The sequence below is a fragment of the Sulfitobacter sp. S223 genome (genome assembly GCF_025143825.1).
Lineage (GTDB): Bacteria > Pseudomonadota > Alphaproteobacteria > Rhodobacterales > Rhodobacteraceae > Sulfitobacter.
The window spans coordinates 305891-329679 of record NZ_CP083560.1; the positions used below are offsets into that span (position 1 = coordinate 305891).

General features: G+C 55.7%; 26 protein-coding genes. 13 read left to right on the forward strand and 13 right to left on the reverse strand.

Going from position 1 to position 23789, the window contains the following annotated elements; translation table 11 throughout:
• Window position 1: 1 nt before the first annotated feature.
• From K3757_RS01495 to K3757_RS01510, 4 genes are read right to left on the reverse strand one after another with little or no spacing between them, the layout of a single operon-like run.
• Window positions 2–352 carry a cupin domain-containing protein gene (locus K3757_RS01495; RefSeq protein WP_259998638.1) on the reverse strand — a complete coding sequence of 117 codons (351 nt, stop codon included), beginning with the start codon at window positions 350–352 and terminating at the stop codon, window positions 2–4.
• A complete protein-coding gene (locus K3757_RS01500; protein WP_259998640.1) occupies window positions 349–1947 on the reverse strand; it encodes an ABC transporter ATP-binding protein in 1599 nt (532 codons plus the stop codon). Before K3757_RS01500 ends, K3757_RS01495 begins: the two co-directional genes overlap by 4 nt.
• Window positions 1944–2759 (reverse strand): ABC transporter permease, encoded by an 816-nt coding sequence (locus K3757_RS01505; RefSeq protein ID WP_259998642.1) that lies wholly within the window; start codon window positions 2757–2759, stop codon window positions 1944–1946. The genes K3757_RS01500 and K3757_RS01505 overlap by 4 nt, the downstream gene beginning before the upstream one ends.
• Entirely contained in the window at window positions 2756–3703 is a 948-nt protein-coding gene (locus tag K3757_RS01510) for an ABC transporter permease (protein WP_259998644.1), read from the reverse strand. The genes K3757_RS01505 and K3757_RS01510 overlap by 4 nt, the downstream gene beginning before the upstream one ends.
• Before the next feature lie 192 nt (window positions 3704–3895).
• On the opposite strand from K3757_RS01510, the gene K3757_RS01515 reads away from it, so the two are divergent.
• Window positions 3896–4333, forward strand: coding sequence for an HdeA family protein (locus K3757_RS01515; RefSeq protein ID WP_259998646.1), 438 nt, complete (start codon window positions 3896–3898; stop codon window positions 4331–4333).
• Window positions 4334–4441: 108 nt separating this feature from the next.
• Window positions 4442–5578: an acetoin utilization protein AcuC gene (locus K3757_RS01520; protein ID WP_259998648.1), complete on the forward strand. Its 1137-nt coding sequence runs from the start codon at window positions 4442–4444 to the stop codon at window positions 5576–5578.
• On the opposite strand, the gene K3757_RS01525 is transcribed toward K3757_RS01520, so the two are convergent.
• Both K3757_RS01525 and K3757_RS01530 read right to left on the reverse strand, forming a co-directional pair.
• A complete protein-coding gene (locus K3757_RS01525) occupies window positions 5472–5891 on the reverse strand; it encodes a DUF1294 domain-containing protein (RefSeq protein ID WP_259998650.1) in 420 nt (139 codons plus the stop codon). The genes K3757_RS01520 and K3757_RS01525 overlap by 107 nt on opposite strands.
• A 95-nt stretch (window positions 5892–5986) precedes the next feature.
• Complete coding sequence (locus tag K3757_RS01530) at window positions 5987–7465, reverse strand: ABC transporter substrate-binding protein (RefSeq protein WP_259998652.1); 1479 nt, start codon at window positions 7463–7465, stop codon at window positions 5987–5989.
• Window positions 7466–7591: 126 nt separating this feature from the next.
• On the opposite strand from K3757_RS01530, the gene K3757_RS01535 reads away from it, so the two are divergent.
• A complete protein-coding gene (locus K3757_RS01535) occupies window positions 7592–8830 on the forward strand; it encodes an Hsp70 family protein (protein WP_259998654.1) in 1239 nt (412 codons plus the stop codon).
• 5 nt (window positions 8831–8835) lie between these two features.
• Here K3757_RS01535 and K3757_RS01540 read toward each other — a convergent pair whose 3' ends face one another.
• Complete coding sequence (locus K3757_RS01540) at window positions 8836–10119, reverse strand: acetylornithine deacetylase/succinyl-diaminopimelate desuccinylase family protein (protein ID WP_259998657.1); 1284 nt, start codon at window positions 10117–10119, stop codon at window positions 8836–8838.
• Window positions 10120–10265: 146 nt separating this feature from the next.
• Between K3757_RS01540 and K3757_RS01545 the strand changes: the two genes are divergently transcribed.
• Complete coding sequence (locus tag K3757_RS01545; protein ID WP_259998659.1) at window positions 10266–11102, forward strand: formate/nitrite transporter family protein; 837 nt, start codon at window positions 10266–10268, stop codon at window positions 11100–11102.
• Window positions 11103–11118: 16 nt separating this feature from the next.
• Window positions 11119–12072, forward strand: coding sequence for a YihY/virulence factor BrkB family protein (locus tag K3757_RS01550; RefSeq protein ID WP_259998661.1), 954 nt, complete (start codon window positions 11119–11121; stop codon window positions 12070–12072).
• 4 nt (window positions 12073–12076) lie between these two features.
• Here the strand turns inward: K3757_RS01550 and K3757_RS01555 are convergent, their stop codons facing one another.
• Entirely contained in the window at window positions 12077–12805 is a 729-nt protein-coding gene (locus tag K3757_RS01555; RefSeq protein WP_259998663.1) for a Crp/Fnr family transcriptional regulator, read from the reverse strand.
• 66 nt (window positions 12806–12871) lie between these two features.
• Between K3757_RS01555 and K3757_RS01560 the strand changes: the two genes are divergently transcribed.
• Entirely contained in the window at window positions 12872–13255 is a 384-nt protein-coding gene (locus tag K3757_RS01560) for a hypothetical protein (protein ID WP_259998665.1), read from the forward strand.
• On the opposite strand, the gene K3757_RS01565 is transcribed toward K3757_RS01560, so the two are convergent.
• From K3757_RS01565 to K3757_RS01575, 3 genes are all read right to left on the reverse strand, one after another.
• The gene (locus tag K3757_RS01565; protein WP_259998667.1) at window positions 13215–13559 is read right to left on the reverse strand and encodes a hypothetical protein; all 345 of its coding nucleotides are present in this window, start codon (window positions 13557–13559) and stop codon (window positions 13215–13217) included. The genes K3757_RS01560 and K3757_RS01565 overlap by 41 nt on opposite strands.
• A 1-nt stretch (window position 13560) precedes the next feature.
• Window positions 13561–13869 carry a YqjD family protein gene (locus tag K3757_RS01570; RefSeq protein ID WP_259998669.1) on the reverse strand — a complete coding sequence of 103 codons (309 nt, stop codon included), beginning with the start codon at window positions 13867–13869 and terminating at the stop codon, window positions 13561–13563.
• A gap of 116 nt (window positions 13870–13985) precedes the next feature.
• The gene (locus K3757_RS01575; RefSeq protein ID WP_259998671.1) at window positions 13986–14795 is read right to left on the reverse strand and encodes a response regulator; all 810 of its coding nucleotides are present in this window, start codon (window positions 14793–14795) and stop codon (window positions 13986–13988) included.
• A gap of 105 nt (window positions 14796–14900) precedes the next feature.
• Between K3757_RS01575 and K3757_RS01580 the strand changes: the two genes are divergently transcribed.
• From K3757_RS01580 to K3757_RS01595, 4 genes are all read left to right on the forward strand, one after another.
• Window positions 14901–15059: a NepR family anti-sigma factor gene (locus K3757_RS01580; RefSeq protein WP_259998673.1), complete on the forward strand. Its 159-nt coding sequence runs from the start codon at window positions 14901–14903 to the stop codon at window positions 15057–15059.
• Window positions 15056–15613 carry an RNA polymerase sigma factor gene (locus K3757_RS01585; protein ID WP_259998675.1) on the forward strand — a complete coding sequence of 186 codons (558 nt, stop codon included), beginning with the start codon at window positions 15056–15058 and terminating at the stop codon, window positions 15611–15613. Before K3757_RS01580 ends, K3757_RS01585 begins: the two co-directional genes overlap by 4 nt.
• A 3-nt stretch (window positions 15614–15616) precedes the next feature.
• Entirely contained in the window at window positions 15617–17338 is a 1722-nt protein-coding gene (locus tag K3757_RS01590) for a histidine kinase dimerization/phosphoacceptor domain -containing protein (protein ID WP_259998677.1), read from the forward strand.
• Window positions 17339–17480: 142 nt separating this feature from the next.
• Entirely contained in the window at window positions 17481–17645 is a 165-nt protein-coding gene (locus K3757_RS01595) for a hypothetical protein (RefSeq protein WP_259998680.1), read from the forward strand.
• Between the two features lie 88 nt (window positions 17646–17733).
• Here K3757_RS01595 and K3757_RS01600 read toward each other — a convergent pair whose 3' ends face one another.
• A complete protein-coding gene (locus K3757_RS01600; RefSeq protein ID WP_259998682.1) occupies window positions 17734–18285 on the reverse strand; it encodes a cupin domain-containing protein in 552 nt (183 codons plus the stop codon).
• 184 nt (window positions 18286–18469) lie between these two features.
• Here K3757_RS01600 and gabT point away from each other — a divergent pair, with 184 nt between their 5' ends.
• Together gabT and K3757_RS01610 are read left to right on the forward strand one after the other, a co-directional pair.
• Window positions 18470–19852: a 4-aminobutyrate--2-oxoglutarate transaminase gene (gene gabT, locus K3757_RS01605; RefSeq protein WP_259998684.1), complete on the forward strand. Its 1383-nt coding sequence runs from the start codon at window positions 18470–18472 to the stop codon at window positions 19850–19852.
• Window positions 19853–19957: 105 nt separating this feature from the next.
• Entirely contained in the window at window positions 19958–20803 is an 846-nt protein-coding gene (locus tag K3757_RS01610; RefSeq protein WP_259998686.1) for a hypothetical protein, read from the forward strand.
• Here K3757_RS01610 and K3757_RS01615 read toward each other — a convergent pair.
• A complete protein-coding gene (locus K3757_RS01615; protein ID WP_259998688.1) occupies window positions 20781–22403 on the reverse strand; it encodes an FMN-binding glutamate synthase family protein in 1623 nt (540 codons plus the stop codon). The genes K3757_RS01610 and K3757_RS01615 overlap by 23 nt on opposite strands.
• Before the next feature lie 415 nt (window positions 22404–22818).
• Between K3757_RS01615 and K3757_RS01620 the strand changes: the two genes are divergently transcribed.
• The gene (locus K3757_RS01620) at window positions 22819–23784 is read left to right on the forward strand and encodes a TAXI family TRAP transporter solute-binding subunit (protein WP_409202574.1); all 966 of its coding nucleotides are present in this window, start codon (window positions 22819–22821) and stop codon (window positions 23782–23784) included.
• Window positions 23785–23789: the final 5 nt, after the last annotated feature.

Here is a 23789-nt window from a genome sequence, read left to right on the forward strand (position 1 = left end):
GTCAGATCCTTGGTTTATCGCTGGCTGTCTCGGGATCGCCTGTGTTGGGCGTTCCTTTGGGCTCTATCAGGAGAACGTGACATTCTTCTGCGGCGCGGGGGCGATGTGTGACGCCGCGCGGCACGACAAATACTTCACCCTCTTTGACAACGTGCGATTCCCCGTTGAAATCCATCGTGAATTCGCCTTGCAGGACCAGAAAGAAGTCATCGGTATCCTCATGCAAATGAAAGGGAAACTCGCCAGAGAATTTGGCGACCATGATATCGTTGTCGTTGTAATCCGCCACGATATGCGGGTCCCAATAGCTTGTGAACTGGTTAAGTTTTTCCAGCAGGTTTATCGGTTTCATGAGATGGGGCCTTTCAGCTCTGGCAGCACGGGGGCTGCAGCGATCAGGGATTTCGTGTAGGGGTGTTGCGGGGCGGTAAATACGGCTTCGGTCGCGCCTTTCTCTACGATCTCGCCGGACTTCATCACCAATACGCGGTCCGTGATGGTGCGCACGACGCTGAGGTCATGGGAGATGAACAGATAGCTCAGGTTATAGGTCGCGCAGAGTTCCGCCAGTAGATCAAGTATCTGCGCTCGTACTGATACATCAAGTGCGCTGACCGCTTCGTCAAAGACGATCAGATCGGGACGGATGATCAGAGCGCGGGCAATGGCGATGCGTTGACGCTGGCCACCGGAAAACTCATGAATGTATTTATGCGCATCTGCCGGTGTCAGTCCCACGGCAGTCAGCGCCTCGTCTATCGCCTTTTGGCGCGCGGCCCCGGTGGGGGGCGTTTCAAGCAGGTGAAACGGTTCGGTGATCTGGCGGGCGACACGGTGGCGCGGGTTAAAGCTGCCGTAGGGGTCCTGGAACACAACCTGCATGCAGCGGCGCACGGCAAGGTTGGGCTTGTTGCCAGTGAACACGGGCTCACCATTGAGCGTGATAGTGCCCTCTTGCACCTGCTCCAGTCCCAGCAACGCGCGGGTGAGGGTGGATTTTCCACAGCCGCTTTCTCCGACAAGCCCTAGCCGTTCTCCCCGTCCCAAGGTGAAGCTTACGTTGTTCACTGCGCGGAAAAGCCCCGGCTTTCCAAACAGCGTTTTACGCGGGGTGCGGTAGTCGCGGCTGACGCTTTTGACCTCCAGCAGCGGCGCGGACGTGACGGTGTCGGGCAGCGTGACTTTGTGGGATGATGCAGAAAACAACATGCGCGTGTACGGGTGCTGCATGTTCTGTAACAACGCGTTTGTCCGCCCCTGTTCCACCACCTGGCCATTGCGCATCACGATGATGCGGTCTGCCATGTCCGCGACGACAGCAAGGTCGTGGGTGATCATCATCAGACCCATGCCGTCCTCGCGCGCGAGTTTTCCCAATAGAGTCAGGATTTGCGCTTGTGTCGTGACATCAAGGGCGGTTGTTGGTTCATCTGCAATCAGCAGGCGGGGGCGCAGGGCAATTGCCATGGCAATCACGACGCGCTGGCGTTGTCCCCCCGACAGCTCATGCGGAAAGCGCGATAGCGGAAAGCGGTCTTGTGGCAGGCCCACCCGCTCAAGCGTCTTCGCGGCCCGTTCCATTGCCTCGGATCGCGAAGTTTCTTCGTGTATGAGGATCGTTTCGGAAACTTGATCACCAATAGTTTTGACGGGGTTGAGCGCGGTCATCGGCTCTTGGAATACCATGCCGATGTCATTGCCGCGCATGTCGCAAAGGGCAGCTTCATCAAGCGTGGTTAGGTCGATGTCCTCCAGCATGATGTGGCCGGATGTGTGGGCGCCCTGCGGCAACAGCTGCATGGTGGCCAGCGCGGTCATGGATTTTCCGGACCCGCTTTCGCCTGTGATTGCTACGATTTCACCTGTGTCGATGGCCAGTGTTACATCGCGCAGGATGTCAAAGCTGTGAATAGACAGGTTCAGGTTTTGGATGGACAGCAAGCTCATGTGCGGGTCACCCGCAGGCGAGGGTCGAGATAATCGCGCAAGCCATCCCCCATCAGGTTCAGACCCAGCACCGTGAGGATAATTGCAAAGCCGGGCATCAACGCCAGATGCGGCGCGATGCTGACCATTGTTTGCGCATCAGCCAGCATCCTGCCCCATGAGGGGGTAGGTGGCTGCGCGCCTAGGCCAACATAGCTTAGCCCTGCTTCGGCCAGAATGCCCAATGAGAACTGGATGGTGCCCTGCACGATAAGCAGGTTGGTGACGTTGGGCAGTATATGCTCCACCGAGATGCGTGCGGCGGATTTGCCGGCAACGCGCGCAGCAAGGATGAACTCCCGCTCCCACAGGCTGAGTGCGGCGCCACGGGTGATGCGCGCGAAAACGGGGATGTTGAAAATGCCGATGGCGATGATGGCGTTAATGGCGCCCGCACCGAAGACGGCTGTGATAAGGATTGCAATCACCAGACTGGGGAAGGCAAATACAAGATCATTGCCGCGCATGATGATCTCATCCACCAAGCTGCCGCGCCGTGCAGCAGCCCAGAGGCCAAGAGGGATGCCAATGCACATGCCTATGCCCACTGCCACCAGCGCGACGGCAAGTGAGGTGCGCGCCCCGACCATAAGCAGGCTCAGGATATCGCGGCCGAAGTGGTCCGTCCCCAACAGATGTTCAGCGTCAGGGGTCTGAAAGCGGCCCGGGATATCAAGCGCGGCATGGTCAAACGGTGTCCAGACAAACGAGAGCAGCGCTGCGCCGATGAAGATGGCGCACAATGTGCAGCCAAGAAGAAGGTTGCGGATCATGCGCGGGCCCTCAGGCGGGGATCAACGGCAGCATAGGCAAGATCAACGCAGAAATTGACAAAGATCACAGCAAAGACCAGCAGCATTGTCACGCTTTCAACCACGATCAAATCTCTCGCCGAGATTGACTGGAAGATAAGGCGTCCAAGGCCGGGCAGATAGAAAACCTGTTCGATGATAATGCCGCCTGCCAACAGAAAGGAGAACTGTAAGCCGATGATGGTGAGCACAGGGATCATCGCATTACGCAGCCCGTGTCGCCACAATGCTTGTCGTGCTGTCAGACCCTTCGCCCGTGCGGTGCGCATGAAATCTTCGCCCAGTACGTCCAGCAGCGCAGAGCGCATAACGCGTGCCAGAATCGCCGCTTGCGGCAGGGCAAGCGCAATTGCAGGCAGAGTGAGTGAGTGCAGGCCCGCCCACACCCCTTTATCCCAACCAACAAATCCGCCCGCTGCGAACCAGCGCAGTTTTATCGCAAACAACAGCACCAACATCATGGCAAACCAGAAATTCGGGATCGCCACACCAAGTTGCGTCGCACCCATGACGCCAATGTCCCCCGCCCGCCCACGCCGTGCAGCGGCAAAGATACCTGCGGGAAAGGCGATGACAGTTGAAAGAGTAAGCGCATAAAGTGCCAGTGGCAGAGATACCCAAATGCGCTGCGCAACCATATCAGCGACTGGCGTGCGGTAAGTATAGGAGGTGCCGAAATCCCCCGTTAACATGCCGGTGACCCAGGTCACGTACCGCTCAACTTTGGAGGCATCCAGACCGAGTTCCGTGCGCAAGGCGGCCAGCGTTTCAGCTTGGGCATTGATACCCAACATGAATGAAGCAGGATCTCCGGGGGCTATTTCGATCACGGTGAAAATCACCAAAGAGGCGACAGCAAGGCTGATCACCAAGGATAGAATTCGTTTGAAGGTATAGCGCAACATTGTCCGAAGCGTATGCTCAGTTCATACAGGGGTCCAGCGCGTATTGCGCGTTTTGAGGGGCTTTGGAACGCTTAAGTAGCGTATTGGTTCCAAACAATCTTCTGCGAAAAAGTGGGAACGAATTGTAGGACCTCAGCATTGTATTACCAACGAAGCAACGCAATCTTGCGTACTAGGATTAAGGAATACAAAATGACACGTTTTCTCAAAACCACAGCAATCGCAGCACTTGCAATGTCCACGGCGATGCCGGCCTTCGCCGCAGCACACCTCGACGTAAACTCGATGACATGCGCTCAGTACAATGAGCTGTCCGCTGAGGACAAAAACAAGGTCGCCGTAATGGCCGTCGCTGAAATCAGCGGTGCAACAGGCGAAACTATCGAAGAGAACGATGGTGTCGCAACAGCGACCGCGCCACTTGAAGGTGAAGCCGCAGCCGAAAGCGAAACAGGCAGCTCAACCACAGTTGCCGACAACAATGGTGAAGAGACAGCCACAAGCACTGTCCCAGCCGGTGACGACATGACAGAGTTCGCTGAAAACGTAGAACTGCTGAACCTCACATGTGAGCGTAACATCGACGCTATGGTGACCGAAGCTGCTGCTGGCATGGAAGGCACACGCTAAGCCGCTAGTCAGTAAATATAACTAGTATCAAGGGGTCGCAGTTTGCGGCCCCTTTTTTCATTGGTTGCTACGTATTTCTTTTTGTCCATTTCCCGCTAAGTCTTGGGCGTGGACAAACCGCTTTTCATAGGACACGAGATTTTTCGCGGCTCCAGTTACGGGCCCAAACATCCCTTGCGTGTGCCTCGGGTGTCTACTGTAATAGATCTGAGCCGTGCGATGGGTTGGTTGCCCCGCGCGCAATATGTGACGGCACCTCGTGCCAAGCCTAAAGCGTTGCATGCATGGCACGACCCTGACTATATCGCTGCGCTGCAACGGGTAGAAGCAGCACAGCAGACGCAATCAGACGATCTTGCGCGCTATGGTATCGGGAGCGTGACCAATCCTGTGTTCCCTGAAATTTTCCGTCGGCCTGCAACAGCTGCGGGCGGTTCGATCCTTGCCGGAGAGCTTTTGGCGCAGGGGGGCGTGATCTATAATCCGGCGGGTGGCACACATCACGGGTTACCCGCACGGGCGAACGGGTTCTGCTATCTCAACGATCCGGTTCTGGCGATGTTGTCGTTGCGCCATCATGGGGTTCAGCGGATTGCCTATGTGGATATTGATGCGCACCATTGCGATGGTGTGGCAGCAGGATTTGCCGGTGATCCGGACTGCCTGATGATCTCTGTTCATGAAGAAGGGCTTTGGCCGCGTACGGGGGTCATCGATGATGATGCAGGCGGCAACGCTATCAATCTACCGGTGCCGCGTGGGCTTAGGGACAGCGAAATGGCGCATATCCGCGATGCGCTGATCCTGCCGAAAGTGGCCGAGTTTGCGCCTGATGCGATTGTTTTCCTATGTGGTGCCGACGCGGTCGAAGACGATCCGCTCGCGCATCTTTCGCTGAGTAATAATGCCCACTGGGATATTTTGCGCGGGCTTATGGCGCTTGGTGTGCCGCGGCTGCTGGTATTGGGCGGTGGGGGATATAACCCGTGGACGGTGGGGCGGATGTGGACAGGCGTTTGGGGCATTCTCAACGGTCACACTCCGGGAGAGGATTTGACCAAAGCAGGCGAGGAAGTGCTGCGGGCCTTAACGTTCCATGGCAACAGCCGTGGGCGCAATCCACCCGAGCATTGGTTCACTACCTTGCGGGACGCCCCGCAGGAGGACGCAGGGACATCACCAGTTGTCCGGCAACGTGTGGCAACTCTTGCGCGGCGCCCGTTTCCAAAACGGCATGTTTGGTAACGGGCGCCGCCGGTGGCACAAGAGACAACAGGCCCAGTACCAGCACGAAAGTAGTGACAGATGCTGCTTGCAGCGCGCCGATGACGTTAAGCTGATGTCCGAAGGGTTGTTTGTACGACTTGTGGCGCAACCTTTTCTGGGCAAGCTTTGCGCCACCCCAGCCCCCGATGCGTGCAAGGTGCAGCAGTGTGGCTTCTGGTGTGCGCTGTTCCTTATTGATCGCAAACCGCTTGTCTGCAGCAAAGGCGCGGTAGGTCTTTAGATTAATGAAGCCAAGATAGGCAATCGCAATTATGAATACTGAAAAAATCATGAGTCTGTGCCGGGTCAAATAATATCAGACAGTATAAGCAAAAAAGACCCCGCATCGCGGGGCCTTTTGGTGGTAATTTCAAGACAATAGAAAGTTTAGTCAGCCCAGCTTACGGCAGTAAGATCATTGGCTTGCGTAGGCGCGTTGGCCCAGAGCCCTTGCAGGCCCGCTTTTGCCACGGACAAGGCTGCAAGCTGGAAAAGGTAGCCGTTGACGTAATCGCTTGAGATCATCTTTTGCGCTTCAGCCAGCATCGCTGTGCGCATGTCGGGATCTGTGGTGCTGTTGAGTCTTGTCATCAGCTCCTGAAACGCTGGATTGTCATATTGGAAGTAGTAGTCAGGGTTCGCATAGATGCCGATGTCCATCGGTTCTGTGTGGCTAACGATGGTCAGGCCAAAGTTCTTGCCCTTGAACACAGACTCCAGCCACTGCGCCCATTCTACGTTTGTGATCTCTGCCTTGATGCCAACAGCGGCCAATTGCGATGCGATGATCTCGCCGCCGCGGCGCGCGTAGGAAGGGGGTGGCAGGAAGAGTGTTGTCTCGAACCCGTCTGGATAGCCCGCTTCGGCCAAGAGGGTCTTGGATTTTTCAGGGTCATAGGTGCTCATGCCGGTCAGGTCGACATAGGCGGGATTGTGTGGCGCGAAATGTGTGCCGATGGGTGTGCCGTAGCCGAACATGGCGCCGTCGATGATGGATTGGCGATCAATCGCATGGGCCAACGCTTCGCGCACCTTCACGTTGTCAAAGGGCGGCATCTTGTTGTTGGTGGACAGGATCGTTTCCCCTTCGGTGGAGCCGACAAGCACCTGAAAGCGCGGATCAGCTTCGAATTGGGGCAGGTTTTCGGGGGCCGGGAACCCGGAAAAGACGTCGATGTCTTCTGCCATCATCGACGAGAACGCAGCCGTTGGATCGGAGATGAATTTGAACGTGGCTTTGGTCAGCACGGCAGGTGTGCCCCAATAGGTCTCGTTGCGGCTCAGCTCGATCTTGTCGCCTTGGGTCCAGCTGTCGAATTTGAACGCGCCGGTCCCGACAGGAGTCTGTTTGATGCCCTCAATGCTTTCGGGCGCTACAATCACTGCATCGCCCCAGGCAAGGTTGAACAGCATGTTGCCGTTTGCCTCGGATAGTTTGATTTCGACCGTTGCGGGGTCAATCACGTTAACTTCGGAGATGGCTGCATAAAGTGCTTTTTGCGCGTTTGCGCTGTCTTCTGCACCAATCCGGTCAAGCGAGAACTTCACGTCTTCCGCGTCCATGGAGGAGCCGTCGTGGAATGTAACACCTTCGTTGAGCGTGAAAGTGTAGGTCAAACCGTCTTCGGAAATCTCCCAGCTTTTGGCCAGTCCGGGGATTACCGCACCTGCGCTATCAAAGCGGGTGAGACCTTCGAACACGTTGGAATAAAGCACGGAATCAATCGCGCCAGCGGCAGCACTGGTCGGGTCAAGGTGCGGTGGCTCAAGCTGGATGGCGATTGTGATATCGTCTTTTGCAGCGGCTGCACCGACCATAAGGGCAGCCGTGCTGACACCCAGTAAAAGCGTACGGAGATGGAACATGTGTGGCTTCCTCATTGAGTTATGCAGAAAGACTAGGCGACGATTGGCGTTATGGCTAGGAGAAACCTTGCGGCAACTAATGACCAGCGTTATGGCCTGAGCCTCAATTTACGGAGAGGATCGGGCATGGCTGTTTTAGGCGTGGATTTTGGAACGTCGAATTCGGCGGCGGCTGTGGCAGTGGATGGCCGTGCGCATCTGATCACGTTGGAGGCGGATGAGACAACGCTGCCCACAGCGGTGTTTTTCGACTTTGACGCCCGCAAAATGCGGATCGGTGCGGCGGCCGGGTCAGCGTTGCTGGCGGGCGATGAAGGCCGGTATATGCGCGCGCTCAAAAGCCTGCTGGGCGCGCCGCTGATGCGTGAGCGGCGGAACTACCTTGGGGAAAAACTAGACTTTATCGACATCGTGGCACGGTTTCTGGCGCAGGTGAAAGCGGCAGCACAGGCGCAGACGGGCGTGGAGTTTGACCGCGCGCTGTCAGGGCGTCCGGTGCGGTTTCACGGCGATGACGCGCGCAACGCGCAGGCAGAAGTGGATCTGCGTGAGGCGTATGAGCGGGCGGGCTTTTCCGATGTCGCATTTATGTATGAGCCCGAAGCGGCGGCCTTGGCCAACCGTGCCGTGTTGGGGGAGGGCGATCTGGGCCTGATCGTGGATATTGGCGGGGGTACGTCCGATTTCACGCTCTTTCGTAACGAGGCCGATGGGATTGATATTCTGGCAAGCCACGGTGTGCGTCTTGGTGGGACAGATTTTGACCGCGTCCTCAGCCTTGAGACTGTGATGCCGCTGTTGGGGCGCGGTAGTGAAATTCGCCATGCCTTTGGGAATGAGACTCATACGGCCCCGTCGACGATCTTTAACGATCTGGCGACCTGGCAGAAAATTCAATTCCTTTACGCGCCTGACAGCCGACGTCTGGCGAAGGATTTGCTGCAATATGCGGTCGAGCCGGAGAAATTCGAACGGCTGACATCCGTGCTTGAGGATGAGTTGGGGCATGACATCGCATTCGCAGTGGAGGCCGGTAAAATTGGTGCAAACACCAGTGGCACGGGTAAAATTGATCTGGGCGTGGTTGAACGTAAGTTAACCGCCGAGCTGACCGATGCGCGGTTAGAGGCGCTGCTGTCTGGCATGACGGGTGAAATGGCCACCGCCGCGCGAGCGACTGTCGCGCAGGCCGGTGTCGCACCTGAGGCTGTGACACATCTGGTCTTCGTCGGGGGATCCAGTCTGATGCGGGTCACGCAAGCCACCCTCAGCGGGGCATTCGAACAGGCGCAGGTGCACCACGGCTCTGCCCTGACGGCGATTGTGGATGGGCTTGGCCTTGCTGCCGAGGAGGCGTTTGGTTGAGAAACTTATGAGCCTGGTGGAAGCAGGAGGGTTTCCAGCGTAGCGCCCATGACGCAGGCGCTGTCGATCATGTCATCCACGCCGATCCATTCATCGGGTTTATGGGCCAGCTCCAACACGCCAGGCCCGTAAGCGATGCAGTTTTTCATCTTACCGATGCGGTCGATATGCTTTTGATCGTATGAACCGGGAGAGGCCACATATTCGGGGGCGCGCCCCATAACGTCTTCAATGGCCTTTGCGACGGTCCGCACCACGGGCGCATCACGGTCCGTCATAGAAGGTAGGACCGAGTTGAGCTCCGTCAGCTCATACTCAAAGTCGGCGCGCGTGGCGCGCAGCCCTTCGAGCAAAGCAGTGACTTCGCCGCGGACCTGATCAAGCGGCTCTTCAACAAGAAAGCGGCGGTCAATGGTGATGCGGCAGCTGTCGGGGACGCAGTGGGCGGGCAGGCCGTCAAAATCCGGGTCTTGTTCCTTTTGGCCGCCGTGTATCGAATTGATGTTCATCGTCGAGCTGCGCGCGCCTTCGGGAACGACGGGCATATCGGTGTATCGCGCAGCCATCGCGGGGAAAAGTTTGTCCTCGAACTCTGACAGGACGGCGCCCATGTGGCGTACCGCGCAATCGCCCAAGAACGGCATGGAGCCGTGTGCGATCTCGCCTTTGGTCTCTATCTCGGCCCACCAGCCGCCACGATGCCCGAGGCAGATGCGGTCCTTGTTCAGCGGTTCGGGGATGATCACGTGCTGGACGCGTTCGGCCGCGAAATAGCCTTTCTCGGCCAGATAGGCGACACCGCCATAGCCACCGGATTCCTCATCAGCAGTGCCTGAAATTTCAATCGCACCGGCGAAGTCAGGGTAGGTCTCAATGAAGGTTTCGGCGGCAATAATGGACGACGCAAGACCGCCTTTCATATCACAAGAACCGCGGCCATAGATTTTGCCGTCCTTCAGCTCCCCGCCAAATGGATCGGTCGTCCAGCCAGCCCCGACTTCGACGACGTCGGTATGGCTGTTGAAGTGTACGCATTCGCCTGCAATGGTGCCTTCGCGGCGGGCGATGATGTTCCAGCGCGGGTATTTGGTGCTGTCACCCGGAGTGCCATGGGCGCGGATCATCTGCGTCTCAAACCCATGCGCCTTCAGCCTTTTGTCCAGATATTCGCAGATAGCAAGATAGTCCTGACCGGGAGGGTTCAGCGTGGGAATCCGGATGAGATCTTGCGTCAGCGCAATCAAATCGTCGCGCTTGGCGGAAATGGCTTGCATCAGGGGCGTTTTCATCAGGTAACCTTTTTTGAACGAAAGGGTGGGGTTGTGCGTTCACCCGTGTCAGGTCTGAACTTTCGATCCGTATCATTGCGGAACAATGCGGGAGTGCAAGACCTGAATTTGGCCCCTCGGGGCATACTCAGGAGCCAGATACAAAGATGACATCGCAAAGTAGCCATACCAACATGCGCCGTGAGGCAGAAGAACAATCGGTTGAGGAAGCGGCAGCGCTGTCACCTCATATGATCTATGAGGTGATCCGCCGGGATGGTGAAGAAGAACTGCTGCGCACCAAGCGGTCATTGTTCTGGTCCGGCATTGCGGCAGGTATTCTGATCAGCCTTTCGGTTCTGGGCGAGGCTGTCTTTCGAACCTATTTGCCTGACGCTCCTTGGCGCCACCTGATTGAGAACCTTGGATATTCTCTCGGCTTTCTTGCCGTTATCATGGGGCGGATGCAGCTGTTTACTGAAAACACCATCACAACAGTTCTCCCGATTATGCGGAAAAGGACGCTTGTTGCGTTTGGTTGTATGCTAAGATTGTGGGGCATCGTGTTGGGAGCGAATGTGCTGGGTGCATTTGCTGCTGCGGCCCTGTTTGTCTTTACTCCGGCGATTTCGCCCGAGATTTTACCCGCCATTGTATCCTTGTCAGAGCACGCGACCGGCATGCCACCGTTGCAGGGCTTTTGGCGTGCCATCCCTGCGGGTATCATCGTTGCGTTGATTGTCTGGATGATGCCACAGGCTGCTGAAGCCGGATTTCTGTTGATAATGGCGTTTACCTGGCTGATTGCAGCCGGTGATTTCACCCACGTGGTGGCCGGATCGGTAGAGATGGCTGTGCTGATACTGCAAGGCAGCCTGGGCATTCAAGACGCACTGTTGGGGTTCTTTCTGCCCGTGCTTGCCGGTAACATCATCGGCGGTACGTTGATCTTTACGCTGGCGGCATGGGGTCAGGTCCGCGATGAGGTAGAAGACGAAGAATAGCTGGAACGGGGACGCTATGAGCGACACACAAGTGGCAGAGATGCCCAGAGGATTCTTCGGCACGTTCTGGGCCGCCCTTCGGGGCGGCTTTTTACAGATAGGTGAGACGAACCTTGCGCTGGTCTCGGCCGGGGTTGGATTTTTCGGAATGCTATCGCTGTTCCCTGCTATTGCAGCGCTGATTGCATTATTGAGCCTGTTTTCTGATCCTGTGGTGGTGCTTTCGCAGCTGGAGGACATGAAAGGGTTTCTGCCAGAAGATGTTTATCAGATTTTCTATGCGCAGATTGTGAGCCTTGTGATGACCAGCCCCGAGACTTTGGGCTGGGCGGGTATCATATCCATCGCTGCTGCGATGTGGTCTGCGCGGGCAGGGGTTGCGGCGATGATGACGGGGCTTAACGCTGTGCACGGCGAAAAAGACCGTGCCACCATCCGGCATTATGTGCGGGCGTTGTTATTGACGCTTGCTTTGGTCGCTGTCGGCTTTGTGGCGCTGGTAACGCTGGTGGTGGCGCCTGTGGTGTTGGCGTTCTTTCCATTGGGCGGAATCACAGGTCTGGTCGTCGAGGCCTTGCGCTGGGCAATTGCGATTGGTGTGCTTCTGGCGGGGGTAAGTATGCTTTATCGCTACGGTCCAAATCGGGGCAAACCGCATCGTCGCTCTGTCAGAGCGGGCGCTGTCGTTGCAGTAGCAAGCTGGGCGGGTTTGTCGATCCTGTTTTCCTACTACGTTGCCAATTTCGGCAACTATAATCAGGTTTACGGATCAATCGGGGCCGTGATCGCGATGCTGGTCTGGCTTTGGCTCAGCAGTTTTTTGATCCTGCTGGGGGCCGTCGTAAATGCGCAGGTTGAAAAGCATGTTTTTGGTGTCGCCATCCCCGAAGTCGCATCCCCTTTTGAGGAACAGCCTGATGCACCCGCTGAGGAAATTGTTGATGCGACACCGGCAGAGCCATTGCCATGATCCGTTAGATCAGGGGCCGTCTGGCAAGCGGGCGTAGTTCGGTCATTGCGATCTCTGCAAGCGCTTCGAGGCTGTTGATCTGAAGTTGTCCGTCTGACCAAGACGCCAGCTGCTGCTGTTTGAGGCGCGAGATGGTTTTGTTCGTGTGAACAAGCGACAAACCCATAGCATCCGCTACATCACGCTGTGTGAACGGCAAATCCATCGTGTTGTTCGTGACAAAACCAAGAGACTGGCCGCGCTGAAAAATCTTGACCATGGCCCAAGCGATCGCTTCGACTGCCGTGCGCTGGCCAACGCTGGACAGGCTTTCACCAAGAAAATTCTCTTCCATTGCGGCAAGCCATGTCACGTCAAAGGAGCGTTCGGGGTGGGACTTGAAAAAATTCCATAGCTCTGACCGGTTGAAGACGCACAGTCGCATCTGCGTACGTGCCTCGACGCTATGTCCCATTTCCCCCAAGAGCCCGGCCTGTAGCCCAATGAAATCTCCGGGAAAAACAAAATTGATGACCTGACGTGCGCCATTCTGAAGATGTCTTTCGCGTATGCCCATCCCGGAAAGTGCTGTGAACAATTGGGGTGCGTTAGAACCCTGCATCAGGATGGGCGTGCCAGGATCCACCGTCAGTTCGCCCACCTTGAATTTTTGCATGAAACCCACTTCTTCGGCTGACATATTAACAAATGCATCCTTGCGGTTCAGTGGACAGAATTTGCATTGCGTTGTCATAAAAAAATATGCTCCGATGTGTCATAGTTAATGGAGTGAACCAAAACGTTGGGTTAGTGAACTTCGATGAACATTAGTGAAATCATGCCTGAGTTTATTATCATTGAGAACGATCCGATCGTGCTCATGGATCTTCGCGACCTCATTTTACATGAGTTTGAGCGCCTAGCCTTGTGTGTCGATGCGCTAGAAGGACTGGTGGACCTTCTGAGAGAAATCGACGGCCCGGCAATCATCATCGGTTCTTGCGATCCTGCCGAGTATGTCAAAACAGTTCATGCAACAGACGCGCACAACACGTCATCTGCGGCTGTTTTGTTGTCGGAAAGCGATACGCCGAAAGACGATTTCCCGACAGGTGTTAACGTCCTTTCCTCGCCCTTCTCGTCCGATAGCTTGCTGGACAGTATCAAGAGCGCGTTCGCGCACCTGCGTTCATCCCGGTCATAAAGGCAGCTAATAGCCCTTCAAGCGAGGCGTCAGGCGCAGCGGCGACAGGTTCAGGGCGAACAACCGGCTTCTTGCGGCGAACCGACGCCATTGCGAGGGCGATAAGTCCTATGCCGGTATAGACAGCTGCTAAGATGACAGCGGCGTTCAGTGGCGTTGTGACTGTCAGCAGGAAAAGCCAACCTGCCATCGTCCAAAACACCAGCCCCACAGACAGAGCAATAAACGCAAACAGCCCGATTGCAGCTGTTTGCGCCGATTGTTCCACCTGTACGCGTACTCTTGCTACAAGGTGGGACAGCATATTAGCGACGTGCCGTCAGGATGCCGACCAGAAAGCCAAGGCCCGCTGCAAGACCCAGCGATGTTGCCGGCTGCTTTTGCACAAAATCTTCGGCCTGAAGTTGAGCTTCGAGAATCTTGTCGCGACCGGCGCTGTGCAGGTCTTCAGCTGTCTTCGCCGCGGCTTTTTTGGCTTCGTTCGTCTTGGCAGCGCCAAGATCAGCCATCGTCTGGGTCAAAGTTGCCAGATCGTTTTTCAGAGTGGTGATTTGGGCGGACAGGTCTTCAACTGATACGTCGTTGCCTGTGAGGGAAAGGTTTGCTTTGGCCATGGTGTATCTCCTTGGTGTGTTATGTTTCACTGGCCCAACGCGCCGCGCACACCAATGTTCCAACAAAAAAGCCCCGCCGACGATGCGGCAGGGCTTTTGTCTGGATTCAGTTGAAATCAGGCGTGAAGTGTCTCTGTAGAAGAGAAGAACATCGCTTGGCTCACTGCGGAGATAACCTGATCTTCAGTATAGGGCTTGGAGATCAGGAAGGCCGGTTCAGGCTTGTCGCCGGTCAGCAGGCGTTCCGGGAATGCGGTAATAAAGATAACCGGACGCTGGCCGAACTCGGCCAGAAGATCGTTCACCGCGTCAATCCCAGAGGAATTGTCGGCCAGCTGGATATCCGCAAGAATTAGGTCAGGCACATCGGCGCGACCTAGCTGGACCGCCTCATCGCGCGTCCGCGCAACGCCCGTGACGCGGTGACCCATGTCTGCGACGATGCTTTCGATATCCATCGCAATGATAGCTTCGTCTTCGATAATCATGACGGAGCCAGTCACACTATCAGCCATCTCACGACGGGCGATTGCAACGAGCTCTTCTGCTTCGCTGGTTTCAACGCCGATGATTGTACCAATGCTTTCGTAGGAGAATCCTTCGATCGTAAACAGCAGCAAAGCTTCGCGGCTGTTGTTTGTAAGCTTGGCCAGATGGCGCTGAGCGCGCGCGCGCGCGCCAGATTCACCATCTTCAACAGGCGCGCCCGCGCTGGACCAAATTCCGTAAAGGACCCGGAACAATCCTGTTTTCACATCAGTTCCATCCAATACAGAGCGATCTGTCAGAATGGCCTCAAGCGAAGCTGCGGCAAAGTTATCCCCGCTGGTTTGGCTACCGGTAAGAGCGCGCGCATAACGCCGCAAATAGGGGATAAACATTCCAAGCTGATCGCTGACGCTTTGGGTTGATGTTGCATCCGTCATTCGTGCAGTCCTTTTTTTAATCTTTTCGGGAACCAAACGCACTCAACACGCGTTTGGTTCCGAAAGCAGGATGTATTTTTGAATTTTTTGTGTGATCGAGGTAAGATGTCAGGACAGAGCCACAGCAAGGAGCAGCACGGGGTAATCGATGAAAACCTACGCCGTGTTTATCAGGAAGCCGTTGATGAAGGGGTTCCGGACCGCTTCAAATCGCTATTGGACCAACTTAAACAGCAGGATGAAGAACAGGGTAAACGCGAATGAGCGGCTCTGACCCCCGTGACGAGTTGGTAGAACACCTGCCAGCAATGCGTGCGTTTGCAATATCGCTGACACGCAACGGTTCTGTCGCGGATGACATGGTTCAGGATACTCTGGTGAAAGCTTGGACAAACATCGACAAATTTCAAGTAGGCACAAATATGCGCGCTTGGCTGTTTACGATTCTGCGGAACACATATTACTCGTCCCGGCGGAAGGCTAAACGTGAAGTCTCCGACGTAGATGGCGTGTTTACCGAAAGCTTGGCAGAAAAACCGGCACATGACGGTCACCTGCAGATGAACGACTTTAGGGTCGCCTTGGGTAAGCTCAAGGTAGAGCAGCGCGAGGCGTTGCTGTTGATCGGTGCATCGGGTTTCTCATACGAAGAAGCGGCCGAGATGTGCGGTGTCGCAGTCGGCACCATCAAAAGCCGGACCAATCGTGCGCGTGCGCAACTGGCTGAGTTGATGGGCTTGAATGAGGACGAAGCGATGGAGATGACGGACGATGCGACAATGTCCGTGCTCTCGGCTTCGAAGGTCGCAAGTTTCTAAATCATGACTTCTGGCTTTTTGCGCAATAGCTTCTTTGGCGGCCTGGCCTTTCGGGTTCTCCTGTTTCTATCGCTGGCTTTGCTGCCTATCGGTTTGATTGCCGTCCAACAGACGCGTCAAATCGCAGAGCAAAGTCAGCGAACGGCAGAGCTGTCATTGCTTGCAGTGACAGATCAGGCCGCTGCCGTTGAGCGGACTGTCCTACAAGAAGCCCTAGGTGCCGGACGTGCTCTTGCGGCTATTGTGGCGCTTGCGCGGGATGATCCGGCGCGGTGTTCGGCGTTCCTCAAAAGCTACAAAGAGGGTACATCGCAGTATCGGCTTGTGGGGTATGTGCAGGCAGACGGTGTGATGAATTGTTCCTCAACCGGATCGCAGTACAAGCTGAACTCTAGCGCCGTTTACAAGGCGGTTATGGAGCGGAAAGAGGTAATGGTTTCCTCTGTCGCCAAAGGAGCCATATCCGGCGCTGCGGTTGTTGTCGTTACCGTGCCTCTCATCGAAGAAGGCGTTATGACCGGCTTTGTTTTCATTTCGATAGACCAGAATGTTCTTAAAGATCAGGAGCCGGAGGAGCGTGATGCTTCTCCTAAAGCGCTGCTGATATTTAATAATGTTGGCGAAATGATTGTGGCAGAGCAAGGAGCCGAAGTTGCGCAGGAGGAGTTGCCTGCAGTCTATGATCTTGAGCAATTTTCAGGCACAGGTCGGCAAGTCTTTACTGCCCAAAGCGTCGGCGGACAGCAGCGTGTTTATGCCTTGATACCCATGCTGCAAGACACGGTTTACGCCATGAGCGTCTGGCCCATTGATACACCTCTATTAAAGACAGATTTCTCGGGCCGCGTGTCCACGCTGCTGCCAATCGTCATGTGGTTGGCAAGCCTTGTTGTGGCATTCTGGGCGTTGAATCGATTGGCGATTGGCCACATACGAAAGCTGGGCCGCCAGATGCGCCACTTTGCTTTGAACAGGACGCTGCCGCGCGTGCCGTTGGGTAACCGCGTTCCGATGGAAATTCAGGCCATGGAGGCGTCGTTCCTTGGTATGGCGAATTCTATTTTGCAGGATGAGGCGCGCCTAGAGGACAGTTTGCGCGAGAAGAATATTCTTCTCAAAGAAGTGCATCACCGCGTGAAGAACAATCTTCAGCTTATTTCATCAATCATGAATATGCAGATCCGACAGGCGCCTACGGATGCAAACCGTCGTGTCCTGCAACGCTTGCAGGACCGAATCCTAAGCCTCGCGACTGTTCACAAGAGCATGTATCAGGATAACGAAATGACCCGTGTGAACGCGGGTGTTCTTCTGCGCGAGATTGTTGCGCAGAACCTTGCTGTGGGCATGGCGCCGCATTCCGGAATCAAGCTGGTTGAGGAATACGACGATATCATGATTGGTCCCGATGATGCGGCGCCAATAACGCTTTTGGTGTCCGAAGCTGTGACAAACGCGCTCAAGTATGTCGCCCGCAATACGTCTGGTAAAAAACAGATCCTCGTCAGTCTTAGATATGTCGGAGAAGAGCGGGCGTTGCTGGCTATCGAGAATACAGCCGCAGGCGACAAAGTAGAAGGCGGCACGGGCCTTGGATCAAAGCTTATTCAGGCATTCGCGCGGCAGCTGAACGGGACGTTGAGCCTCCAAGAAGATGAGGACCTGTATCGCCTCGAGCTGGATTTCCCGGTGCCGCTGACGGACAAAATGGCCTACGATTATTAAAATCTTCGCATCGCGCGGCTGTATGACAATGCATGGTGCAGCAGAATGTCGCATGATCAGATGCTATGAATCTCAAACAATTTGGGAACGATGCGGCTCCGGGGCTGTTCTTTTTGTGAACGCTTAGGAAAAGGAGGCGCAAATGACGACTGAGATGTTTCTCGGCGGCCTCATGATCCTGACGATGGTCGCTGGTATAGTGATTGCGATGACTTCAACGCGCAATTCTTCTGACAGCAACCGCTTTGACGAGGATAATTCCCCTCGCAATGGCCGCGACAACCAACGGCACAACGGCCAAGGTTAGGTATTGTCAGTTTAGAGGTCCATAGGCCCTCCCAGTGCGGGAGGGCCTTTTTTCTATCTGAATAGGCGCGGTTTTGATGGTTGCCGCGCTAGAACACCGGCGGCGTTAGTGCGCTTACAATTTCGCATGGCTCTGTGCCGATGTTCCTGAACCGGTGTGGCTGGCGGCTGTCGAAAATGTATCCGTCACCTTGGCCAAGCAAGGCAACACTATCGCCGACGGTCAATTCGATCTGCCCCTGAGTAATGATTCCCGCTTCCTCGCCCTCATGGGCCAGAAATTCAGGGCCTGTATCGGCGCCGGGCGGATAAGTCTCATGGAGGACTTGAAGCGTGTGTTGTCGGGAGTTGCCCAATTGCCGCAGTGACACCTGACCGGGACCAACAGGTGCGACCTGCGTCAGCTCATCGGCGCGAAAGAAAATCTTTGGGCTATCTGGTTCTTCGATCGAACCGAAAAATTCGGCCATCGATATCGGGATAGCGTCAAGCAAGCTCTTGAGTGACGCCACTGAGGGGGACGTTTTATCTGTTTCGATCAATGAGATCGTTCCGTTTGTCAGGCCCGCACGGGTGGCAAGCTCCCGCTGGGACAGACCGCGTTGCATGCGGATTTCTTTCAGTCTTTGGCCAATGTCCAAGGGGGCGTTTCCTGATGTTGTAACGGTGGTCCGCGTCGGCGGCGATTTGCCTGAAATGACCACCCCTCAGCGAAAAGTACAAGTGCCCGAATTATCCTGATTGACAATTAAATTAAACAGGGCAAAAGGATTTATTAAACGCGGGTCTGCCGCGTCTGGTTTTCACTCATATAGGATTATGTCCATGGCCAGCACTGCAAAACGTGGCTCTGCAAAGAGCGCAAAGAAGAAGCCCCAGATCGCTATTGTCGAACCTGCGGTTCCAGTGACGTATACAAACGCCGAACTGGTGGCGCGCCGTGAAGCTGCTGTGCCACGTGGCGTTGCCTCTGCTACGCCAGTCTATGCATCCTATGCAGAAAATGCTGAGCTTTGGGATGTCGAAGGTAAGCGGTACATCGATTTCGTCGGCGGTATTGGTGTTCTTAACACGGGCCACCGTCACCCTGGCGTTATTGCTGCTGCGAAAGCGCAGGAAGATCAGTACACGCATACGTCCTTTCAGGTTGTGCCTTACGCACCCTACGTGGAACTGGCAGAGAAACTGAACGCACTGGCCCCCGGGGATGCGCCCAAGAAAACACTGCTGGTCACAACCGGTGCAGAAGCTGTCGAGAACGCTGTGAAAATTGCGCGTGCTGCGACCGGCCGTCCCGGCGTCATCGCCTTTACCGGCGCCTATCATGGCCGCACGCTGCTGACGCTTGGCATGACCGGCAAAGTGTCCCCTTACAAAAAGGGCGTCGGACCGTTCCCTGCTGATGTTTTCCGTGCGCCGTTCCCGAATGTGCGCGACGGCATCACCGTTCAGGACGCACTGACAGGCCTTCAAAACCTCTTCCTGACCGATGCCGATCCTTCCCGCATCGCGGCGATCATCATCGAGCCGGTTCTGGGTGAAGGCGGCTACACACCAGTGCCGTTCGAAATGCTGACTGCGCTGCGTGACATTTGTGACGAGCATGGCATCATGCTGATTGCGGATGAAGTGCAGGCAGGCTTTGGCCGGACCGGCAAATGGTTCGCGATTGAGCACTCTGGCGTTGTACCCGATCTGATCACTGTAGCGAAATCAATGGCGGGTGGTTATCCGCTGGCTGGTGTGATCGGTCGTGCCGACGTGATGGATGCGATGGATCCGGGCGGATTGGGCGGCACCTATGGTGGCAACCCTGTTGCCTGTGCCGCAGCGCTCGCCGCGATCACAGCGATTGAAGACGAAGGTCTGCTGGCCAAGTCAATCGCGATGGGTGACAAGCTCAAGGCGCGTTTCGCCGAGATTGGTGCGCGTGCTGCCCCCTACCGGATGTGGGACATTCGCGGCCTCGGCGCGATGGTCGCAGTTGAGTTCGTGACGGATTTCGAAACCATCAAATCTGACGGGGCCCTGACAAAACGTGTGATTGCACATGCTCTGGATCGTGGTCTGCTGCTGTTGAGCTGTGGCATGCATGGTAACGCCATTCGCGTGATGGTCCCGCTGACAGCCTCCGAGGAGATTGTTGACGAAGGTCTGGCGATCTTCGAAGAGGCGCTGGTTGCGGCGGTCAACGAGACAGCGCGGTAAGCATCCACTTCACTATTGAGACTTTGGCGCGCGGAGGGAAACCTCCGCGCGTTTTTGCTTTTCGCTGGCCCGCAATTTTGGGTAAGCGTTGCGAAGGGGGATCGCATGATGCGTGTTTTGCTGCTTTCGCTTGTGACGATGCTGGGCCTTGCCGCGCAGGCTGAAGAAGCCGTGCGACTGGGCATTTCCGGTGTGGTCGAGGGTGTCTCCCCACTGAAAGTTGCCGGTCGCGAAATCTCTGTCCCGCAGGGTGTACCGGTGATCAGCCCCCTTGGACCGGGACACGAGATTGCAGTGGGAGATACTCTTGCGGTTGTGGTGCGTCCCGTGGGCGGGCAGCTTGTGGCCTCGCGGATTTTGGAGGTATTTCCGATTGTAGGACCGATGCGGGATGTTTCGGATGCTTCGGCCAACGTTATGGGGACCCAGGTGCATCTACCCCCGAACGTCAAAGTGAAAGCAGGGCAAGCCGTTGCGGTCAGCGGATTTTGGAGCGGTGGGCAGCTCATCACGACCAAGTTGAGGCGGATCGAATGGCAGGGTTTTGGCCAGCTGGTTGGGGCGTTTGAGGAAGCCGGAGCTTTGCAAATTGGTATGACCGGAATAGTGGGGGCAGAAGTGCCCCAAGATGGTTTCGGCGACCATATCTGGATATTGAGCGGTGCGCCGGAAGGCGCGCAATTGCGGGTACGGTTGATGGCAAAAGGCTTGTTCGGTGGTCCGGTGGATCTGGCATTGTGGCAAGGCTATGCATCGCTGCCGATTGCCTCACAAACCTATATGCTCCATGGCTCGGGTGTTGTGGGAATGGCGCGCGATGCACAGATGCCAAAACCCGGCATTCTTGTCACCCGCTGCGCACAGGAGGGGCGTGTGGTGACCGCCGCACCTGAAGGGTTTGAGACTGCTTTCGCTGCGCTGGATTGCCTTAGACATATTCCGGCGGATTAAAGGTCTCCGCACTGGCGCGCGACCAGCGTTCCTTATAGCCCATGTGATCGGCTGCGTGATCGTCGACCAGAAAGCCTTCGGGCAGGTAAGGAAATGCCTGATTGCCTTGCACCATTGACCGGTCTGACTGTCGTTGCATCAGGTGGTGGGGAAGAAAATCACTTGGCTTGGACAGGCCAGCGGCGCCTGTCATCTCGCCCAATGCCTTTAGTGTGTTGCGGTGGAAACGCGCGACACGCACCGATTTATGTTCTGGATCAAGCGCGCGGGCGCGCAGCGGATCTTGCGTAGCGACCCCAACAGGGCAGTGGTTTGTGTGGCAGGCCTGTGCCTGAATGCAGCCCACAGCGAACATAAATCCGCGCGCCGAATTGCACCAGTCCGCCCCAAGCGCCAAAGCGCGTGCAATATCAAATGCTGAAACGATCTTGCCTGCTGCGCCCAGTTTGATCTGGTCGCGGATACCCGCGCCGCGCAGGGTGTTGTGCACGAATGTCAGGCCTTCAACCATTGGCATTCCCACGTGATTGGCAAACTCAAGCGGGGCCGCGCCTGTGCCCCCCTCAGTACCGTCAACGACGATAAAGTCAGGGATGATGTTTGTGGCAAGCATTGCTTTGACCATGCACATGAATTCGCGTTGGTGACCGATGCAAAGCTTGAACCCGACGGGCTTGCCGCCTGATAGATCCCGAAGTTTGCCCAGAAACTCCATCATCTCGATCGGTGTTGAAAAGGCAGAGTGTGACGCGGGTGAAACACAGTCCTGCCCCATCGGTACGCCACGCGCATCCGATATTTCCTGGGTGATTTTCGCGGCAGGTAGCATCCCGCCATGTCCGGGCTTGGCGCCTTGTGACAGTTTGAGCTCGATCATCTTGATCTGGTCATTGGCCGCCTGCGTCGTGAATTTTTCGGGGCTGAATTGACCATCTTCTGTCCGGCAACCGAAATAACCCGATCCGATTTCATAGATCAGATCGCCACCCGCTTCGCGATGATAGCGGCTTATCCCGCCCTCACCGGTATCATGGGCAAACCCACCTTTTGCTGCCCCTTTATTCAGCGCAGAAATCGCATTGGCCGAAAGTGACCCAAAGCTCATTGCGGAGATGTTATAGATAGAGGCCAGATAAGGTTGCTTGCAGTCCTTTCCGCCAATCGTAATGCGAAAATCGGTATCGGTGATGTGGGTCGGCTGAACGGAATGGGTGACCCAGCTGTAACCGGCATCATAGACCCGCATACGCGTCCCGAAGGGGCGGGCGTCTTCCTGCCCTTTGGCGCGTTGATAGACAAGCGAGCGCGCATCACGGCTAAACGGCTCTTCGTCCTGATCGTTTTCCAGCAGATATTGGCGAATTTCCGGGCGGATACCTTCGAACAAAAAGCGCATGTGGCCCAGCACTGGATAATTGCGCAATATCGAATGGGACGGCTGCCGGATGTCTTGAAAACCCAAAGCCGAAAGAGCCCCGAAAAACACAAGCGGGAGCACGAACCAGCCCGACCAGACAAGCATCGCGATGAGGCTGAAAGCCGCAAGAACCACTACCCCTGCAAACGTACTGAAACGGGTGAGATTGGACAAATCTTGCATGGAGGTCTCCGGAATAATCTGGGTTTGATAGCGTGCAGAAGTTTAGAGCGTATTACGCGGCTGCTTGGCAAGGGTAAGCAGAGCAGTTGACGTGACTGCTATTTGGGTCATTCCGATTCTATTTGCGTAATTATTTTGCACAATACATGCGGGAAAACGCATTGAAATCAGTCATGTGCAGGGAAAGTGAGCTTGGTTCTAGGGAATGCTTGCTCATTTTCTAAAAGCTGCCTAGGCTTGAGAAAGATTTCGGATGAAGCGCTTAAAATAGCGCTTTTGAACCGAAACGGAAATTTGGCGAAAACAAAGCCAGCCTGCATTGCTGCGGGTGGAAAAGTTTAACCGAGTTTCCAGCAAAACAAGGCGGCGGATCTCGCCGCGCTCTAGTATGAAAACGGGAGATTTCACTATGAAAATGTTCAAGACGATGACCGTAGCAGGGGCCTTTGCCGGCGCTATGCTCGCGGGCACTGCGTCCTTCGCACAAGACAAGTTTATCACCATCGGCACTGGCGGTCAGACCGGTGTTTACTTTGTGGTAGGGCAGTCGATCTGTCGTTTGGTCAACCGCGGTTCTGCCGATCACGGCCTGAAATGTACCGCGCCATCGACAGGTGGTTCGATTGCTAACATCAACGCGATCAAAGCCGGTGATATGGACATGGGTGTGGCGCAGTCTGACTGGCAGTATCACGCCTACAATGGCACGTCCAAGTTTGAGGGCGACAAATTCGAAAACCTGCGCGCTGTGTTCTCTGTTCATGGTGAGCCGTTCAACGTGATCGCCCGTAAGGACAGCGGCATTAAGACGTTCGATGACCTCAAGGGCAAGCGCGTCAACATCGGTAACCCCGGTTCGGGTCAGCGCGCCACAATGGAAGTTGTCATGGCAGCCAAAGGCTGGACATTGGATGACTTTGCACTGGCATCCGAACTGAAGCCAGCCGAGCAGGCCGCAGCTTTGGGCGATAACAAAGTAGATGCGATCATCTACACGGTTGGCCACCCGAATGGTTCCATTCAGGAAGCGGTATCCACAATCGACGCCGAGCTGGTCACTGTTGCTGGTCCAGAGATTGACGGTCTGATCAACGACAACCCGTTCTATGCGGCAGCCACTGTTCCCGGCGGCATGTACAAAGGCACGGACGCCGATGTGAACACCTTCGGCGTTAAGGCGACGTTCGTTTCCTCAGCGGATGTGGACGAAGAGACCATCTATCAGACTGTTAAAGCTGTGTTTGATAACTTTGACCGTTTCAAGGGTCTTCACCCAGCGTTCGCGAACCTGAAAGAAGAGGATATGATCTCTGCTGGTCTGTCCGCACCGCTGCATGACGGTGCCGCGAAGTACTACAAAGAACGTGGCTGGATCGACTAAACACC

What these genes read in the sequence shown, in the direction of transcription:
- K3757_RS01530 (WP_259998652.1), bottom strand. Translation starts at nt 7,465, where the DNA reads ATGTTCCATCTCCGTACGCTTTTACTGGGTGTCAGCACGGCTGCCCTT.
- K3757_RS01510 (WP_259998644.1), bottom strand. Translation starts at nt 3,703, where the DNA reads ATGTTGCGCTATACCTTCAAACGAATTCTATCCTTGGTGATCAGCCTT.
- K3757_RS01565 (WP_259998667.1), bottom strand. Translation starts at nt 13,559, where the DNA reads ATGCTGTCCCACCTTGTAGCAAGAGTACGCGTACAGGTGGAACAATCG.
- K3757_RS01620 (WP_409202574.1), top strand. Translation starts at nt 22,819, where the DNA reads ATGTTCAAGACGATGACCGTAGCAGGGGCCTTTGCCGGCGCTATGCTC.
- K3757_RS01515 (WP_259998646.1), top strand. Translation starts at nt 3,896, where the DNA reads ATGACACGTTTTCTCAAAACCACAGCAATCGCAGCACTTGCAATGTCC.
- K3757_RS01585 (WP_259998675.1), top strand. Translation starts at nt 15,056, where the DNA reads ATGAGCGGCTCTGACCCCCGTGACGAGTTGGTAGAACACCTGCCAGCA.
- K3757_RS01540 (WP_259998657.1), bottom strand. Translation starts at nt 10,119, where the DNA reads ATGAAAACGCCCCTGATGCAAGCCATTTCCGCCAAGCGCGACGATTTG.
- K3757_RS01560 (WP_259998665.1), top strand. Translation starts at nt 12,872, where the DNA reads ATGAACATTAGTGAAATCATGCCTGAGTTTATTATCATTGAGAACGAT.
- K3757_RS01525 (WP_259998650.1), bottom strand. Translation starts at nt 5,891, where the DNA reads ATGATTTTTTCAGTATTCATAATTGCGATTGCCTATCTTGGCTTCATT.
- K3757_RS01545 (WP_259998659.1), top strand. Translation starts at nt 10,266, where the DNA reads ATGACATCGCAAAGTAGCCATACCAACATGCGCCGTGAGGCAGAAGAA.
- K3757_RS01555 (WP_259998663.1), bottom strand. Translation starts at nt 12,805, where the DNA reads ATGACAACGCAATGCAAATTCTGTCCACTGAACCGCAAGGATGCATTT.
- K3757_RS01580 (WP_259998673.1), top strand. Translation starts at nt 14,901, where the DNA reads ATGTCAGGACAGAGCCACAGCAAGGAGCAGCACGGGGTAATCGATGAA.
- K3757_RS01590 (WP_259998677.1), top strand. Translation starts at nt 15,617, where the DNA reads ATGACTTCTGGCTTTTTGCGCAATAGCTTCTTTGGCGGCCTGGCCTTT.
- gabT (WP_259998684.1), top strand. Translation starts at nt 18,470, where the DNA reads ATGGCCAGCACTGCAAAACGTGGCTCTGCAAAGAGCGCAAAGAAGAAG.
- K3757_RS01550 (WP_259998661.1), top strand. Translation starts at nt 11,119, where the DNA reads ATGAGCGACACACAAGTGGCAGAGATGCCCAGAGGATTCTTCGGCACG.
- K3757_RS01535 (WP_259998654.1), top strand. Translation starts at nt 7,592, where the DNA reads ATGGCTGTTTTAGGCGTGGATTTTGGAACGTCGAATTCGGCGGCGGCT.
- K3757_RS01615 (WP_259998688.1), bottom strand. Translation starts at nt 22,403, where the DNA reads ATGCAAGATTTGTCCAATCTCACCCGTTTCAGTACGTTTGCAGGGGTA.
- K3757_RS01595 (WP_259998680.1), top strand. Translation starts at nt 17,481, where the DNA reads ATGACGACTGAGATGTTTCTCGGCGGCCTCATGATCCTGACGATGGTC.
- K3757_RS01570 (WP_259998669.1), bottom strand. Translation starts at nt 13,869, where the DNA reads ATGGCCAAAGCAAACCTTTCCCTCACAGGCAACGACGTATCAGTTGAA.
- K3757_RS01505 (WP_259998642.1), bottom strand. Translation starts at nt 2,759, where the DNA reads ATGATCCGCAACCTTCTTCTTGGCTGCACATTGTGCGCCATCTTCATC.
- K3757_RS01500 (WP_259998640.1), bottom strand. Translation starts at nt 1,947, where the DNA reads ATGAGCTTGCTGTCCATCCAAAACCTGAACCTGTCTATTCACAGCTTT.
- K3757_RS01610 (WP_259998686.1), top strand. Translation starts at nt 19,958, where the DNA reads ATGATGCGTGTTTTGCTGCTTTCGCTTGTGACGATGCTGGGCCTTGCC.
- K3757_RS01575 (WP_259998671.1), bottom strand. Translation starts at nt 14,795, where the DNA reads ATGACGGATGCAACATCAACCCAAAGCGTCAGCGATCAGCTTGGAATG.
- K3757_RS01495 (WP_259998638.1), bottom strand. Translation starts at nt 352, where the DNA reads ATGAAACCGATAAACCTGCTGGAAAAACTTAACCAGTTCACAAGCTAT.